Source organism: Nocardioides pacificus, from assembly GCF_054775955.1.
Map to the genome: position 1 here is coordinate 452669 of NZ_BAAHCI010000005.1, position 15414 is coordinate 468082.

General features: G+C 69.3%; 17 protein-coding genes. 7 read left to right on the forward strand and 10 right to left on the reverse strand.

Annotation, left to right across the window (positions count from 1 at the left end; all coding sequences use genetic code 11):
• Positions 1-32: 32 nt before the first annotated feature.
• The 5 genes from ACYU7L_RS04710 (at position 33) to trxA (ending at position 5169) form a co-directional block, all read left to right on the forward strand.
• Positions 33-2054, forward strand: coding sequence for a protein kinase family protein (locus ACYU7L_RS04710; RefSeq protein WP_460794111.1), 2022 nt, complete (start codon positions 33-35; stop codon positions 2052-2054).
• Entirely contained in the window at positions 2051-2749 is a 699-nt protein-coding gene (gene sigM, locus ACYU7L_RS04715; protein WP_460794112.1) for an RNA polymerase sigma factor SigM, read from the forward strand. Before ACYU7L_RS04710 ends, sigM begins: the two co-directional genes overlap by 4 nt.
• 67 nt (positions 2750-2816) lie before the next feature.
• The gene (locus ACYU7L_RS04720; protein ID WP_460794113.1) at positions 2817-3623 is read left to right on the forward strand and encodes a hypothetical protein; all 807 of its coding nucleotides are present in this window, start codon (positions 2817-2819) and stop codon (positions 3621-3623) included.
• A gap of 95 nt (positions 3624-3718) precedes the next feature.
• A complete protein-coding gene (trxB, locus tag ACYU7L_RS04725) occupies positions 3719-4732 on the forward strand; it encodes a thioredoxin-disulfide reductase (RefSeq protein ID WP_460794115.1) in 1014 nt (337 codons plus the stop codon).
• Between the two features lie 110 nt (positions 4733-4842).
• Complete coding sequence (gene trxA / locus ACYU7L_RS04730; RefSeq protein ID WP_460794116.1) at positions 4843-5169, forward strand: thioredoxin; 327 nt, start codon at positions 4843-4845, stop codon at positions 5167-5169.
• Positions 5170-5247: 78 nt separating this feature from the next.
• Here the strand turns inward: trxA and ACYU7L_RS04735 are convergent, their stop codons facing one another.
• Positions 5248-5934: a GNAT family N-acetyltransferase gene (locus ACYU7L_RS04735; RefSeq protein WP_460794117.1), complete on the reverse strand. Its 687-nt coding sequence runs from the start codon at positions 5932-5934 to the stop codon at positions 5248-5250.
• 120 nt (positions 5935-6054) lie between these two features.
• Between ACYU7L_RS04735 and ACYU7L_RS04740 the strand changes: the two genes are divergently transcribed.
• Positions 6055-6828, forward strand: coding sequence for a lysophospholipid acyltransferase family protein (locus tag ACYU7L_RS04740; protein WP_460794118.1), 774 nt, complete (start codon positions 6055-6057; stop codon positions 6826-6828).
• Positions 6829-7066: 238 nt separating this feature from the next.
• Here ACYU7L_RS04740 and ACYU7L_RS04745 read toward each other — a convergent pair whose 3' ends face one another.
• The 8 genes from ACYU7L_RS04745 to rpmH all read right to left on the reverse strand — a co-directional run bounded on the left by ACYU7L_RS04745 (position 7067) and on the right by rpmH (position 12543).
• Positions 7067-8110 carry a ParB/RepB/Spo0J family partition protein gene (locus tag ACYU7L_RS04745; RefSeq protein WP_460794119.1) on the reverse strand — a complete coding sequence of 348 codons (1044 nt, stop codon included), beginning with the start codon at positions 8108-8110 and terminating at the stop codon, positions 7067-7069.
• Positions 8107-9279: a ParA family protein gene (locus ACYU7L_RS04750; RefSeq protein WP_460794120.1), complete on the reverse strand. Its 1173-nt coding sequence runs from the start codon at positions 9277-9279 to the stop codon at positions 8107-8109. The genes ACYU7L_RS04745 and ACYU7L_RS04750 overlap by 4 nt, the downstream gene beginning before the upstream one ends.
• The gene (gene rsmG, locus ACYU7L_RS04755) at positions 9276-10013 is read right to left on the reverse strand and encodes a 16S rRNA (guanine(527)-N(7))-methyltransferase RsmG (RefSeq protein ID WP_460794121.1); all 738 of its coding nucleotides are present in this window, start codon (positions 10011-10013) and stop codon (positions 9276-9278) included. Before rsmG ends, ACYU7L_RS04750 begins: the two co-directional genes overlap by 4 nt.
• Before the next feature lie 23 nt (positions 10014-10036).
• A complete protein-coding gene (locus tag ACYU7L_RS04760) occupies positions 10037-10501 on the reverse strand; it encodes a Jag family protein (protein WP_460796573.1) in 465 nt (154 codons plus the stop codon).
• Between the two features lie 237 nt (positions 10502-10738).
• Positions 10739-11740 carry a membrane protein insertase YidC gene (gene yidC, locus ACYU7L_RS04765; protein ID WP_460794123.1) on the reverse strand — a complete coding sequence of 334 codons (1002 nt, stop codon included), beginning with the start codon at positions 11738-11740 and terminating at the stop codon, positions 10739-10741.
• The gene (gene yidD / locus ACYU7L_RS04770; protein WP_460794124.1) at positions 11741-11989 is read right to left on the reverse strand and encodes a membrane protein insertion efficiency factor YidD; all 249 of its coding nucleotides are present in this window, start codon (positions 11987-11989) and stop codon (positions 11741-11743) included.
• A gap of 25 nt (positions 11990-12014) precedes the next feature.
• Positions 12015-12467, reverse strand: a complete 453-nt coding sequence (gene rnpA, locus ACYU7L_RS04775; RefSeq protein WP_460794125.1) for a ribonuclease P protein component — start codon at positions 12465-12467, stop codon at positions 12015-12017.
• Positions 12406-12543 (reverse strand): 50S ribosomal protein L34, encoded by a 138-nt coding sequence (gene rpmH, locus ACYU7L_RS04780; protein ID WP_028637884.1) that lies wholly within the window; start codon positions 12541-12543, stop codon positions 12406-12408. The genes rnpA and rpmH overlap by 62 nt, the downstream gene beginning before the upstream one ends.
• A 490-nt stretch (positions 12544-13033) precedes the next feature.
• Here rpmH and dnaA point away from each other — a divergent pair, with 490 nt between their 5' ends.
• Positions 13034-14482 carry a chromosomal replication initiator protein DnaA gene (gene dnaA / locus ACYU7L_RS04785; protein ID WP_460794127.1) on the forward strand — a complete coding sequence of 483 codons (1449 nt, stop codon included), beginning with the start codon at positions 13034-13036 and terminating at the stop codon, positions 14480-14482.
• On the opposite strand, the gene ACYU7L_RS04790 is transcribed toward dnaA, so the two are convergent.
• Entirely contained in the window at positions 14457-14942 is a 486-nt protein-coding gene (locus ACYU7L_RS04790) for a MarR family winged helix-turn-helix transcriptional regulator (RefSeq protein ID WP_460794128.1), read from the reverse strand. The two genes, dnaA and ACYU7L_RS04790, sit on opposite strands and share 26 nt — an antisense overlap.
• Positions 14943-15414 lie beyond the last annotated feature (472 nt).

Below are 15414 nucleotides of genomic sequence, written 5' to 3' on the forward strand. Positions count from 1 at the left end.
CGACTCGAGGCCCACGTGAGGTGAGGGGGTACGTGCCCGACACGATCCGCCACGGCGACGTACTCGCCGGCCGCTACCGGCTCGAGGACCTGCTGACCGAGAGCGGGGAGGGCCGTTTCTGGCGAGCCCATGACCGCGTCCTGGCGCGCCCCGTGGCCGTGCACGTGATGGCCTCTGACGACCCGCGGGCCCCGGCCCTGCTCGAGGCCGCGCGCCGCTCGGCGACCGTGAGCGACCCCCACCTGCTGCGCGTGCTCGACGCCGAGCGGCGCGAGGGGTTCTGCTACGTCGTCAACGAGTGGGGCACCGGCACCTCGCTGGACATCCTGCTGGCGGCGGAGGGCCCGCTGGCGCCGCGCCGCGCCGCGTGGATCGTCTCCGAGGTCGCCGACGCCCTCGCCACCGGACACGCTGCCGGCGTGGCACACGGACGGCTCACGCCCGAGAACGTGCTGATCGACACGAGCGGCTCCATCCGGGTGATCGGGTACGCCGTGGAGGCGGCGCTGTGCGGGCTCCCGCCCGGTCGTCGCGGCACCGACATCGTCGACCTCGTCGGCGTGCTCTACGCCGGGCTCACCGGGCGTTGGGCGGGCGCGTCGACCTCAGAGGTCCCGGCGGCGCCCGAGGAGGGCGGACGGGTGCTGCGACCTCGTCAGGTGCGCGCCGGAGTGCCCCGCAGCCTCGACCACCTGTGCGACGAGGTGCTCAACTCGCGTGGGGCGGGCGGCTCCGTCCAGCGCGAGGCCGCCGAGATCGCCGACCTGCTGCGCGAGCTCGTCGGCGACCCGACCGCGCTGATCGCCGCCGAGGCCGCCCGCGAGCACGGCGTGCAGCGCCCACCGCTGCTCGCGGGACCGTTCGCGTCGTTGGCCCCCCGCGAGCCGGAGACGGCGCCCACCGATGTGTCGCCGACGCTCCAGGTCCCTTTGGTGGAGCCGGACCCGGCGCCCGACCCGGCGCCCGAGGTGGCGCCCGATGCCGCCCCCGAGACCGAATCCGACGCTGGGCCGGTCCCGCCTCCCGCCGTACCGCCTCCCGTCGTCCCGCCTCCCGTCGTCCCGCCCACCGACGTCGAGCCCACCGACGTCGAGCCCACCGACGTCGAGCCCACCGTCGTCGAGCCCAAGGTCGCTCCCGTCGAGCAGCCGACCCAGGCGGGCCTGCCGATCTTCGACGACGAGGCCGACGACGTCTCGTGGCTCGCCGCCCGAGCCGAGACGCCTCCGCCTCCCCCGCCGTTCGAGGATCCGCCGGTGCGGCCGCTCTTCGCCCCGGATCCGCCCGACGGCGAGCCCGTGCGCCGCCCGCGCCCGGGTGCCGCCCCCACCTCCGGGAGCGGCGATTTCTGGCCGTGGGGTGCCGAGGTCAACACCGGCACGGGCACCGGAACGAGCACGGGTCACACGATCCCGCCGTACGTCGAGGAGACCGAGCCGGAGTCGCTCCCCGGGCGCCGCTCGCTGCTGGCGGCCGCGCTGGTGGGTCTCGGGGCGCTGCTGCTGGTCGTGGTGGTGATCGCGTGGTCGCTGGGCAAGGGCACGCCGTCGTTCATCCCCTTCGACAACGACGACGACCCGACTCCCAGCGCGACGCCCTCGGCCGCGCCGCCCACACCGATCAAGGGGATCACTGCCACGGAGCTCGACCCGGACGGGGACGGCGCCGAATCACCCGAGCGCGTTCCACTCGCCCTCGACGGCGACCCCTCCACCACCTGGATCACGAAGACCTACAAGGACCAGTTCGCGGTCGGTGGGTATCGCAGCGGAGTCGGCCTGGTCCTGGACCTGCAGGACAGCCGCGAGGTGCGTGACATCAAGGTGGAGCTGGTGGGGTCTCCGACGACGCTCGAGGCCTACCTCACCGACGAGGCCCCGCAGAGCGTCGCGGACCTGAAGCCCGTCGCCTCGGGCACCGCCGACGGGGCCAGCCTCTCGCTCCGGCCGGCGGAGGGGGCGACCGGACGCTACCTGACCCTCTGGCTGACCGGCATCCCCCCGGTCGGCGTGGAGTTCCGCGGGGAGATCGCCGACGTGGTGGTCCGGGAGTGAGCGATCCCGGGGGTGGGACGGACGCAGCCAGCGACAGCGATCTGCTGCAGGCCCACGTCGACGGTGACGCCGACGCCTTCGGGATCCTGTTCGCCCGCCACCGTGACCGGCTCTGGGCCGTGGCCCTGCGAACGATGGGCAACCCCGAGGACGCCGCGGACGGGCTGCAGGACGGCCTGATCGCCGCCTTCCGACGGGCCGGCTCGTTCCGGGGCGAGGCGGCCGTGACCACCTGGCTGCACCGCGTCGTCGTCAACGCCTGCCTGGACCGGCTGCGCGCCGCCAAGGTGCGCGCCACGGATCCGCTCCCTGACGATGTGGACGACCACGACACCCACCGCTCCCTCGCCTCCGCGACCGATGCCGTCGCGGACCCGGCCGAGGTCGCCGTCCGGACCGACCGGCGTCGCGCCGTGCTCGCCGCGCTGGCCTCGCTGCCCGCCGAGCAGCGCGCCGCCCTGGTGCTGGTCGACATGGAGGGGTACTCCGTCGCGGAGGCGGCTGAGATCCTCGACTGCGCCACAGGCACGGTGAAGTCGCGCTGCTCACGGGGGCGGACCCGGCTGGCCGGTCTGCTGGGCATGCTGGCTCCGCCGGACCAGCGTGACCCGGGTCATCGGAACCCGGACCCGTCCTCGTCCGTCCCATCCACGGCCGCCCCCCGAGGCCCACCCGAGGAGGACGCACGACCGTAGGCCCGCCCGCACTCCGAGACCGCGAGCGAGCAGCCAGGCCAGCACCACGACAGGAGGTGACCGCACCGTGCAGGACCACGACGACAGCACGCCCGAGGGCGGCGACTCCGTGCAGTTCACGCCCCGCCAGCAGCGTGAGGTCACCCGTCTGCTCGTCGACGCCCGCCACACCGAGCCGATGCCCGAGTCCGTCGCGACCCGCCTCGACGAGACCCTGGCCTCGCTGTCCGCGGCACGACACGCCCCCGCCGCTGCACCCATCGACCTGGCCGCGCGGCGGCGTACGCGACGGATGCGGATGCTGGTCGCCGCGGCCGCTGTTGTCGTCGCCGCTGTGACACTGCCGAACTACCTTCCCCAGATGAGCGGCTCCGACGACGCGTCCAGCTCCGACTCCGCCGGCTCGGCAGCCTCGGAGGAGCGCGCCCCGGACACGACCCTTGAAGACCGCAGAGACCTCGACTCGTCGGCGGACAAGGAGTCGGGTGGGGAGTCGGGTGGGGAGTCGGGTGGGGGGTCGGCGCCCCAGGGCACCAGCACTCTCGACGGTTCCCTCTCCTACCTCGACGCGGTCCGGATCCGTCCCGAGCACTTCGCCACCGACGTGGCGCGCGCGACGAGCGATGAGACCGCCGCCGGTGGGTACAACCAGCAGCGCACCGCCCGCGAGCTGCGCACCGCCCTCAGGGCGCTGCCGGGGCCGGTGACGCGCTGCGTGCCCGACGACGCGTCCGGGCGGCTCTTCAGCGCGTCGTACGACGGGCGGTGGGGCGTCCTGCTGGTGGGGCCCCGCGTCGACGGCGAGCGCCGCTACGAGCTCTTCATGTGCGGTGACCCGGAGTTCACCAGATCCGTCGTGCTCCCGGCCGACTGAGCGTGGGAATTACGCTCGCCTACGATCGGTTCTGACCTACGTCCCCCCGTTGGGGGTTCCCCCGAGTCACCGTCGTCCCCGAGGAGTCCTCGCGCATGTCCGAGCAGTCTGACCCCCGCAACGTCATCGTCATCGGATCGGGGCCGTCCGGTTACACGGCCGCGGTCTACGCCGCCCGCGCCAGCCTCAACCCGCTGGTCTTCGAGGGCTCGGTGACCGCCGGTGGCGCGCTGATGAACACCACCGAGGTCGAGAACTTCCCCGGCTTCCGCGACGGGATCATGGGTCCTGCGCTGATGGACGAGATGCGCGCGCAGGCGGAGCGGTTCGGCGCGGAGCTCATCGCCGACGACGTCGTCGAGGTGGATCTCACCGGCGACCTCAAGGTCGTGAAGACGGCGACGGACACCTACACGGCACGCGCGGTGATCCTCGCGACCGGCTCCGGCTACCGCAAGCTCGGTCTGCCCCGCGAGGAGGAGCTGTCCGGGCGTGGCGTGTCCTGGTGCGCGACCTGCGACGGGTTCTTCTTCCGCGAGCAGGCCATCGCCGTGGTCGGCGGTGGCGACTCCGCCATCGAGGAGGCCACCTTCCTCACCCGCTTCGCGTCCAAGGTCTACCTGATCCACCGCCGCGACGAGCTGCGCGCCTCCAAGATCATGCAGGAGCGTGCCTTCGCTGACCCCAAGCTGGAGATCCTCTGGAACTCCGAGGTGGCCGAGATCCACGGCGACGACAAACTCGCCGGAATCACGCTGCGCGACACGGTCTCGGGCGAGACCCGGCCGCTGGACATCACCGGGCTGTTCATCGCGGTCGGTCACGACCCCCGCTCCGAGCTGCTCACCGGCCAGGTGGACCTCGACGAGAACGGCTACGTGCTTGTGGAGCAGCCGACCACGGCGACCAACCTCCCGGGCGTCTTCGCAGCGGGCGACCTGGTGGACCACAGCTACCGCCAGGCCATCACGGCCGCCGGCACCGGCTGCTCCGCGGCCCTGGACGCCGAGCGCTACCTCGCCGCCCTCGACCACGCCGCCTCCACCGCCGGCTCCCCCGAGGAGACGGCGGCGATCGTCAGCGAGATCGTGCAGATCGCCGGCGCCTGAGCACCTGCTTCAGCGCCTGCCTCACCGCTCGTCACGGCGGGGAACATCTTCGCCGTGACTGCTGTTCTTGACCTAAGCCGATGACCAACGCACCAGAAAGAGGGATAGCCGTGGCGAACATCGCTGCCGTGACCGACGCCGAGTTCGAGGCGCAGGTCCTCAAGTCCGACAAGCCCGTCCTCGTGGACTTCTGGGCCGAGTGGTGCGGACCGTGCCGCCAGGTCTCGCCGATCCTCGACGAGATCGCCAGCACCCACGGCGACAAGCTGACGTTCGTGAAGATGAACGTCGACGAGAACCCCGTCACCCCGGCGTCCTACCGGGTCACGGGCATCCCCACGCTCAACGTCTACCAGGGCGGCGAGGTCGTGAAGTCGATCGTCGGCGCCAAGCCGAAGGCCGCGCTGCTCAAGGAGCTCGCCCCCTTCATCGGCTGATCACCGCCGGACCGCGCGTCCGGGATCAGCACCTGCCGAGACCGTCGGCGTCCTTCGGGGCGCCGGCGGTCTCGTCGTTCAGAGGGCCCCGTCGCGCCGTATCTCGCGGGGGGTCGGCCCGGCCACGGGACGTGGTCCCGGTCGCACGACCCCGACCAGGCGATCCAGGGCCAGCTCCCACTCGTCGCGCCAGGTGAGTGCCGAGCGCAGGTCCATCCGCATCCGCGGCGTGATGGGATGGCTGCGCTGCGTCTTGAAGCCGACGCTGGAGAGGAATTCGGTGGCCGGCACGCAGCCGGGGCCGGCACCGATCACCCCGCTCGCGCTTCGGGCCCGTGCAGAGCGGGCATCCCCGAACGCCTCCACGGCTCGGATGCCCCCGCGCGTGATCAGGTCCCTGGCCATCCCCTGGATGAGCATCCTGCCCAGACCCCCACCCTCCGCCGTCGGCGCGACGTACGCCGTGGTGAGCAGGACCGCGTCGGGCGAGACGGGTGCTGTGGGGAAGGCCGCGGCGCCTGGGAAGTAGGCGGCGGGGGCATAGACGACGTAGCCAACGGGGGTGTCGTCGACCAGGGCCACGCGCCCGCAGGAGCCCCACTCCCGCAGCACCTCGGAGAGATGCTGCTCCTTCTCGGCGACGGCCTCCGCCGGTGGCACGCGTCGGCGCATCACCGGGTCGAGCTCCCAGAAGAGGCACCCGCGGCAGGGCGGGTCGAGGGCAGCGAGATGGTCCAGGGTCAGCCGCACGATCTTGCGGGACACCGGTCACCTCCGATCCGCCACCCGTGGCGCTCCATGCCTGCCACAGTACCGTCGGCTGCCGGGCGCGGTCCTGCTTCGCGTCACAGTAGAGTGCGCCCCACCGACTCAGCGAGGATCCCCATGCGCGACGTGACCTACCCGCCCATCATCGTGACGGCGAAGACGCTCTTCCGCGTCCTCGGTCAGCGCATCCAGCTGACCGGGACCGAGAACGTCCCGCGTGAGGGCGGCGTCCTGCTGGCGTTCAACCACATCGGCTATGCCGATTTCGTCTACGGCGGCCTCGGCGCCCACCCCTCGCGTCGCCTAGTGCGGTTCATGGCGAAGAAGGAGATCTTCGACCACTCCATCGGCGGGCCGGTGATGCGCTCGATGCACCACATCGAGGTGGACCGCGGCGAGGGTCTCGGCTCGTTCCACCGTGCGGTGGAGATGTTGAAGCAGGGGGAGGCGGTCGGCATCTTCCCCGAGGCGACGATCTCGCGGGCCATGGAGCTCAAGGAGTTCAAGACCGGCACCGTCCGGATCGCCGCGGCGGCCGGCGTCCCGCTCATCCCGGTGACGCTGTTCGGCACCCAGCGGATGCTGACCAAGGACCACCCCAAGGACTTCAAGCGGGGCAAGACCATCGCCATCACGGTCGGTGAGCCGTTGCATCCCACCGGGGCCGACCCGGTCGCCGAGACCGCGCAGCTCAAGGCCTTGATGAACACGCTGCTCGAGCAGACCATCGCCGACTACCCCGCCGAGGAGAGGCCGCCCGGCGCGTGGTGGGTCCCGGCGCGTCTCGGGGGCGGCGCGCCCACCCTCGAGGAGGCCGCCCGCCTCGACGCCGAGGAGAAGGTCGCCCGCGCCCGCAAGCGCGCCGAGCGCCGGGCCGCCAAGAAGTCCTGACCGGCCGCCCCGGCTGCGCCGTACGCCGATCGGTCAGAAACGGCAGGTGACGGCAGCCTTCGGCTGCCGTTGGGGACCAAACGGCATGCATTTCTCGCTCTGAGAGGCCGTTTCTGACCAATCGGCGGTGGTTTTCCCTCGCCGGTCTCGTCGTCTTGACGCTCAGAATGGCGCTGACAGAACTTTATACGTCGGCTTATCGGTAGATCGCTTTGTCGACATATCGCTTTGTATACCGTCAGATGGGGCGGTCGACGCGATTTCGCGGGTCCATGATGTCCACGATGCGCTGAAGGTCATCCATCGTCGCGAACTCGACGGTGATCCGGCCCTTCGACTTGCCCAGGTCCACCTTGACCCGTGTCTCGAAGCGGTCGGAGAGCCGGTCCGACAGATCTGTGAGGCCGGGAGCCTTCGGCTTCCGCTGAGGAGTCCGGTCGGGCTTCTCGGCACCGCCCACCGCCACGATCTCCTCGAGACCGCGGACGCTGATGCCCTCGGCGACCACCCTCTGGGCGAGGCGGTCCTGGAGGCCGCCGTCCTCCACGGCCAGCAGTGCGCGTGCGTGCCCGGCGGACAGGACGCCCGCCGCTACCCGGCGCTGCACGGCGGGGGAGAGCTTCAGCAGTCGCAGTGTGTTGCTGATCTGCGGGCGGGATCGCCCGATCTGCTGGGCCAGCTCCTCGTGGGTGCAGTGGAAGTCCTCGAGGAGCTGCGCATAGGCGGAGGCCTCCTCCAGAGGGTTGAGCTGCGACCGGTGCAGGTTCTCCAGAAGAGCGTCCCGGAGCATGACGTTGTCGCCGGTCTCGCGCACGATCGCGGGGATCGTCTCGGAGCCGGCCTCCTGGGATGCCCTCCAGCGACGCTCCCCCATGACGAGCTCATAGCTCTCCTCGCCGGTCTTTCGAACGACCACCGGCTGGAGCAGCCCCACCTCTCGGATGGAGTGGACCAACTCGGCCATCGCCTCCTCGTCGAAGACCTCACGAGGCTGGCGGGCGTTGGGGCGGACCTGCCCGATGGGCAGCTCGACGAAGTAGGCGCTGGACACGCCCGCTGCCTCCCCGCCGGGAGTCTCCCCGTCGGGCGCCTCTCGGCGGAGAGCATCATCCCCAGCGGGGGAGGCGGTGTCAGAACGAGCGCTGTCCAGAGAAATGTCGGTGTCGGGCATCCCCGGGGGAGAGGTGGTCGCGGGACCGGATCCGCCGCCGGCGGGCGCGGTCGGGATCAGCGACCCGAGGCCCCGACCCAGTCCACGGCGCTGCGGTGCCTTGTTGCTCATGCGGGGGCCCCCTTGGTTACGATCTCCCGCGCCGCCTCCAGATAGCTGAGTGCCCCAGGGGAGCCGGGGTCGTAGGTCATCACGGTCTGCCCGTAGGAGGGGGCTTCGGAGACACGGACGGAGCGGGGGATCATCGTCTTCAGCACCTGACCACCGAAGTGCTCGCGCACCTCCTCGGCCACACCCGCGGCGAGTCGTGTGCGGGCGTCGTACATCGTGACCAGGATCGTGGAGACGTTGAGCTGTTGGTTGAGGTGCTGGCGCACCATCTCGACCGTCTCGAGCAGCTGTCCGAGGCCCTCCAGCGCGTAGTACTCCGCCTGGATGGGGATCATCATCTCCTGACCGGCCACCAGGGCGTTCAAGGTCAGCAGCCCCAAGGAGGGCGGACAGTCGATGAGCACGAAGTCGTAACAATCCTCACCGATCTGAGCGTGGTCTCCCACCAGCGGATGGGCCTGGATCGCCTTGTGGAGCCGGCTCTCTCGGGCCACCACGCTGACGAGCTCGATCTCAGCCCCAGCAAGGTCGATCGTCGCGGGGCTCACGAAGAGATTGTCGACGTCCGGGCATGGCTGGATCACGTCGGTGAGCGGGACACCTTCGACCAGGAGGTCATAGGTGGACGGCGTGCCGCGGTGATGGTCGATGTTGAGCGCTGTGGAGGCGTTGCCCTGTGGGTCCAGGTCGATCACCAGCACGCGCTGACCAAGTTGGGCGAGGGAGGCGGCCAGGTTGACCGTCGAGGTTGTCTTGCCGACCCCGCCCTTCTGGTTAGCGACGACGAGCACGCGGGTGCTCTCCGGACGACCCAGCGCGGGTCTCATCCGCGCCCCGGTGCGCGCGAGCACGGAGTGTTCCGCGGCGCGGGCGAGCGGCGTGGTCTCGTCGTGCAGTGGGGTCTTTCCCGTGTCGAGGTCTCCCGCCGTGCGGACGCGGAAGATCGCCTGGTTCGCTGTTTCACGTGAAACGCCAGTCCCGGGCCCGCTGGATGTTTCACGTGAAACAGACGCCAGCGCCTCGTCTCTGGGCTGTGGATAACCGGAGCCAACCTGTGGATGGGCACGCTCAGCAGGCCCGGTTTCACCGGTGGATAACTCTGGGGACGGATTTGCCGTCGCCTTCGTAGCCTCGGTGCGCCGAGCCGCTCCTGCACCGTTCTCCGTCACCCTGATCTCCTCCGTGTGCGCGCACTCTTCCTGGATCGCGCCTCGGCTGGCGAGGGCGCTCGTGGAGGACGCCAACCTACTCGCCCATCTGCGCCCCAGGCGATTCGCAGCGCAATCGTGCCCTGCTCCAGCAGGTCGCCGCCCAGATGATGTACAACCGGTGGCTCACACTGCAGCTCAGCCAAGAGCCCAGCCGCACCCTCGATCTCCTCGCCGACAGAGGAGCCCTTCATCGCCACCAGCGCGCCTCCGGCGGACACCAAGGGCATCGACCATCCGAGCAACCGCTCCAGTGGAGCGACGGCGCGCGAAGTGACAACGTCGAACACACGCTCGCCATGAAGCGACTCCGCACGCCCGCGCACTACTTCGACGTTTGATAACCCGAGCTCGCCCACGACGAGGTCCAAGAAGACGGTGCGCCGTTGCAGGGGCTCGACCAGCGTCACCTGGAGGTCTGGACGTGCGATCGAGAGGACAAGTCCGGGCAGACCCGCACCCGAACCGATGTCGCAGACGCTGGCCCGTTGAGGAAGCAGCGTCTCGAGAACGGCGCAGTTCAGCAGATGGCGCGTCCACAGGCGGGGGGTCTCACGAGGCCCGATCAGTCCACGGACCACACCTTCGGTGGCCAGAAGCTCTGCATATCGCTCTGCCAGCGGCAGCCGGTCAATAGCGAAAACCCTCCGAGCCACGTCGGGCACGGAGGGTGTTTCACGTGAAACGTCACTCATGACGGGAACTCACCACAGGTGCGTCACGAAGGCAGGACCACGACATAGCGACGAGGCTCCGTCCCCGAGCTCTCCGACCCGAGACCCGCAGCAGCAACCGCGTCGTGCACGACCTTGCGCTCGAAGGGCGACATGGGGTCGAGGGACACCGGCTCTCCACTGGACCGCACGTCGGCAATGGCGACCTCCGCCAGCTTCACCAGGGCCTCCCGCCGCGCCTCGCGATGTCCAGAGATGTCCAGCATCAAGCGGGAGCGCTCACCGGTCTCCCGGTAGACCGCCAGGCGAGTGAGCTCCTGCAGCGCGTCCAGCACCTCACCGCGGGCACCTACCAGCTGCGACAGATCGGCACCCACGATGGACACAGCAGCACGATCACCGTCGACGTCGATGTCCAGATCGCCGTCGAAGTCGGCGATGTCCAGCAGCTCCTCCAGGTAGTCCGCCGCGATGTCGCCCTCCTGCTCCAGACGCTGCACGCGCGTCAGACGGGGAGCGGCGTCGTCAGGAGCCGTTGAGCCTTCGGACGAGGTCTCCACGGATGCGTCAGCGTCGGGGGTGCTGGCGTCGGGGCTGCCGGCGTCAGGGGTGCTGGCGTCGGGGGTGCTGGCGTCGGGGGTGCTGGCGTCGGAGGCGGTGTCGTCTGGCGTGGTGGCGTCACTCACGAGATCTCCTGATGGCTGGTCTGGCGGGAAGACTGGTCGGGCATCGAGCACGGGAGCGGGTCAGCGAGGGCGGCCTGGGCCCTTGCCCGGCGACTTCTTCTTGCGCTGACTGCGCGGCTGCTTCTTGGGCTGCTGGCGCGGAGCCGGCTTGGGGGGCTCTGCCGGAGCCTCGGCAACCGCCGTACCACCCTTGCTCAGCGAGACCTCGCCGGCGGGGTGTCCGTGCCCCTTGCGCGCGGCCTTGGCCGCGTCGCGTGCCTCCTTGGCCCTGGCCGCCTCGGTGTTCGGAGCCGGGTTGCGACGGATCACGTAGAACTGCTGGCCCATCGTCCACAGGTTGGAGGTCGTCCAGTAGACGAGCACGCCGATGGGAAAGGCCACACCACCCACCGCGAAGACCAGCGGGAGGACGTAGAGGAGCAGCTTCTGCTGCTGCGCGTAGGGACCGCTGAGCGCGTCGGCCGGCATGTTCTTGCTCATCAGCTGACGCTGCGTGAGGAACGTGGAGATGGTCATGGCCACGACGAGAGTCGCGGCCAGCACCATCACCCCGACGTCGCCGCCGGCCGTCATGAAGGTCTTGGAGATCGGCACGCCGAAGAGCTCGGCCTCGGCGAAGCTCTGCGCCTTCTGCACGGTCAGCACACCGTGAGCGGTCTTGTCCGCTGCCTGGTCGATGAGCCGGAAGAGGGCGAAGAAGATCGGCATCTGGAGCAGGATCGGAAGGCACGAGGCGAACGGGTTGGTCCCCGTGTCCTTGTACAGCTTCATCGTCTCCTGGGCGAGACGCTCACGATCGTGGCCGTACTTCTTCTGCAGCTCCTTGACCTTGGGCTGGATCAGCTGCATGTTGCGGCTCGACTTGATCTGCTTCACGAACAGCGGGATCAGGGCCGAGCGGATGACGAGGGTCAGACCGACGATGGACAACACCCACGCCGCGCCGGAGTCCGGGTCGAACACCTTGCTCAGGGCGCTGTGGAACCCGACCAGTACGACTGAGATGACGTAGTACAGCGGCGTCATGATGAAGCTGCCGATAGCGCCGAAGAAGTCGAACACTCAGGCTCCTTGAGTCCGGGAGGGACGCGCGTGACCGCGCGGGGGAACAGGGTCGTACCCGCCGGCCGCCCACGGGTGGCAGCGCGCGAGGCGGCGTGCGGAGAGCCAGGAACCGCGCACCGAGCCGTGGACCTGGACCGCGTCGAGCGCGTAGGCCGAGCACGAGGGGTGGTAGCGGCAGACCTGGCCGTAGAGAGGACTGATCACCGCGCGGTAGGCGCGCAGCAGACCGATCAGGATGTACTTCACGGGCAGGCCTGCCGGGCCAGAACGCTCACGGCGTCACAGCCAGTGCCGAGTCGGGGAGCACACGCTGCACACAACGCGTGAGGTCCGACCCGAGTTCCGCATAGCTGGCCGTCGCCGAAGCGGGCAGCGCACGCACCACGAGCACGCCAGAGCCCGGGAGCACCGTGAGGTGCTCCCGGGCGAGGTGACGTAGGCGGCGCTTCACGCGGTTGCGTGTGACGGCGTTTCCCACCGCCTTGCTCACCACGAAGCCGATGCGAGGACCGGCGGATCCGTCATCGACCCAGAGATGGGCGACCACGGTCCGCGACCCCGATCGTCGCCCCCGGCGAACCGCTTGGCGAAACGACTCACCACTGGTGAGTCGGTGCGCCGGCGGCAGCACAGGGAAGGGTGACGGCGGAGGGAAAGAGGCGTCAGACGGCCAGGTCCTTGCGGCCCTTGCGGCGACGCGACGACAGAATGGCGCGACCCGCACGGGTGCGCATGCGCAGGCGGAAACCGTGGACCTTGTGACGGCGACGGTTGTTCGGCTGGTACGTACGCTTGCTCACGAAACTTCTCCGATGTCGGGGATTGCAGGAATGTCCACACCGACGCGGCGGGCAGCCCAACTGAACTGGTCGGCAGGCACCGCCCACCCACGGCCGGGCGTGGGCCCGTCCGTGGACATGCGGCACCAGTCGACGCCGGTGACCGGCCCACGGTACGCGCCCCGGTTTCGCAGGGTCAAACCGGCGGGGTGGGAGCCTGTGGATGACGTCTTGCTCGGCTGCACCGGTGCTTGTTACGTTCAGGGCTGCCGAGGTTCCCCGCCGCCCCCGACCCCGACCCTGTCGACGTCAGGTGCAGACTAGTTTCCTGACCAGCCATCATCGGTCTGACCTGCGCAGACGTTCGCCGAACCGGATGTCAGGAGCGTCTCGGCACACAATCCCCAGGATGAGGGGACACTCGGTCCACAACCTGTGGAAAAAGCTGTGGAGCAACGTGGCGGCCAACAGCCGCGACGACCCAGGAGACGAACATGAAGGCGGGAACCGCGTGAACGACGCTGCCGATCTAGGGACCGTCTGGCGCACCGTGCTCGGCGACCTGCAATCCAACCAGCGCGCGTGGCTGCGTGCGAGCGAGCCGGTCACCCTGCACGAGAGCACCGCCATCATCGCCGTGCCCAACGACTTCACCCGAGGTCAGCTGGAGGGACGGCTGCGCCCGCAGCTGGAGGACGCCCTCAGTGAGGCCTTCGGTCGAGAGATCCGCATCGCCGTCACCGTGAACCCCCGGCTCGAGGAGCAGCACGCCGAGGAGCTGGCGACCCCTGCCCGTGACGAGCACGATGCCGCGCCTAGTCGACATGACGATATGTCGACTAATATTCCCCACCTGAGCAGCGTCCCTCCGCTCTCCTCCGACTCGAACCCCGAGCCCGAGCGCTCACGACCCACGGCCCTCGAGACCCGGCTGAACCCGAAGTACACCTTCGAGACCTTCGTCATCGGCTCCTCGAACAGGTTCCCCCACGCCGCCGCGGTCGCGGTCGCGGAGGCCCCCGGCAAGGCCTACAACCCACTACTCGTCTATGGCGACTCAGGTCTGGGCAAGACCCACCTCCTCCACGCGATCGGCCACTACGTCCGATCTCTCTACTCGGGCGCGAAGGTGCGCTACGTGTCGAGCGAGGAGTTCACCAACGAGTTCATCAACGCGATCCGCGACGACCGCCAGGACCGGTTCAAGCGTCGCTACCGCGACGTCGACGTCCTGCTCATCGACGACATTCAGTTCATCGAGGGCAAGACCCAGACCCAGGAAGAGTTCTTCCACACCTTCAACACGCTGCACAACGCCAACAAGCAGATCGTGCTCACCTCCGACCGACCCCCCAAGCGCCTTGAAGCGCTGGAGGACCGGCTGCGCAACCGCTTCGAGTGGGGCCTGATCACCGACGTCCAGCCCCCGGACCTCGAGACCAGGATCGCGATCCTGCGCAAGAAGGCCGCGATGGACCGGCTGACCGCACCCCCCGAGGTGCTGGAGTTCATCGCCTCCAAGATCCAGACCAACATCCGCGAGCTCGAAGGTGCGCTCATCCGGGTGACGGCCTTCGCCAATCTGAACCGCCAGGAGGTCGACCTCACCCTGGCCGAGATCGTGCTCAAGGACCTGATCCCCGAGGGCGGCGAGCCGGAGATCACCGCCGCGACGATCATCGCTCAGACCGCCGCCTACTTCGGGGTGTCGATCGAGGACCTCACCGGTCCCAGCCGTGGACGCCACCTCGTCCAGGGCCGGCAGATCGCGATGTATCTCTGCCGCGAGCTCACGGCGCTCTCTCTGCCCAAGATCGGGGCGCAGTTCGGCAACCGCGATCACACGACGGTCATGTATGCCGACCGGAAGATCAACCAGCTGCTCGCGGAGCGCCGCTCGGTCTTCAATCAGGTCTCCGAGCTCACCAACCGGATCAAGATGCAGGCCCGTCAGACCTGACCGTCGCCCGGTCGAGACCGGTCATCAACCGGTCCAGCAGACGTCCCAGCTGCTCGCCCTCGCTCACCGTGAGGCCGGTCGCGAGCGCGACCTTCTCGGGGACCCCGGCGACGCGCTCACGCAGCTCCCAACCCTGCGTCGTCACCTCCACGAGCACGCGTCGCTCATCGCCGACGTCGCGCCGTCGTGCGACGTGACCCATCGACTCGAGTCGCTTCAGCAGCGGGGTCAGGGTCCCCGAGTCCAGCCGCAGTCGGCGGCCCAGGTCACCGACGCTCACCGGCTCCTGCTCTCCCCACAGCACCAACAGGGTGAGGTACTGCGGATAGGTGAGACCCACACCCTCGAGCAGCACCGCGTAGTGCCGCGTCACCGCTCGCGTCGCGGCGTACAACGGGAAGCACAGCTGTGCGTCGAGCGCGAGCTGCGGATGCGCCGGCCGGGGAGGTGTCGAGGACATTCCACGATCGTAGGACGCCCCCGGTCCGGACCAGAGATCACACGAATCTTGTGGTTCGTCGGCCTGTGGAGAAGGTGTGCGCTGGTGGGGTCCTCCGTCAACAGACCCTGTGGAGAACCAACGGCCTCCGCGGTGCGGCCCGCGGTCGTGCACATCGGAGGCCAGTTCCTCCCCTTGTAGTTCCACAGCCCCTGTGCACTTGAATTCCCCCGATTGACCTGCGGTTATGCACCTCATCCACAATTTCCACCGTTGCTATGACGACTAACACCAGACATCCAACACATCCCCCCGTCAACGTCTCTCGGGGACTCAACCTGGGGACAACTCCTCGTCGAGCACATCCCCGAGGGCACCGGATCACCCGCGAATCACCACCGCCGGCCCCACGTCGGGCACGCGCATGGCAGGATTCAGCATCCAGACCTGTCGTGGCAGCCCATCGCGATCCGTGCCGACCGCGGGTTCACTG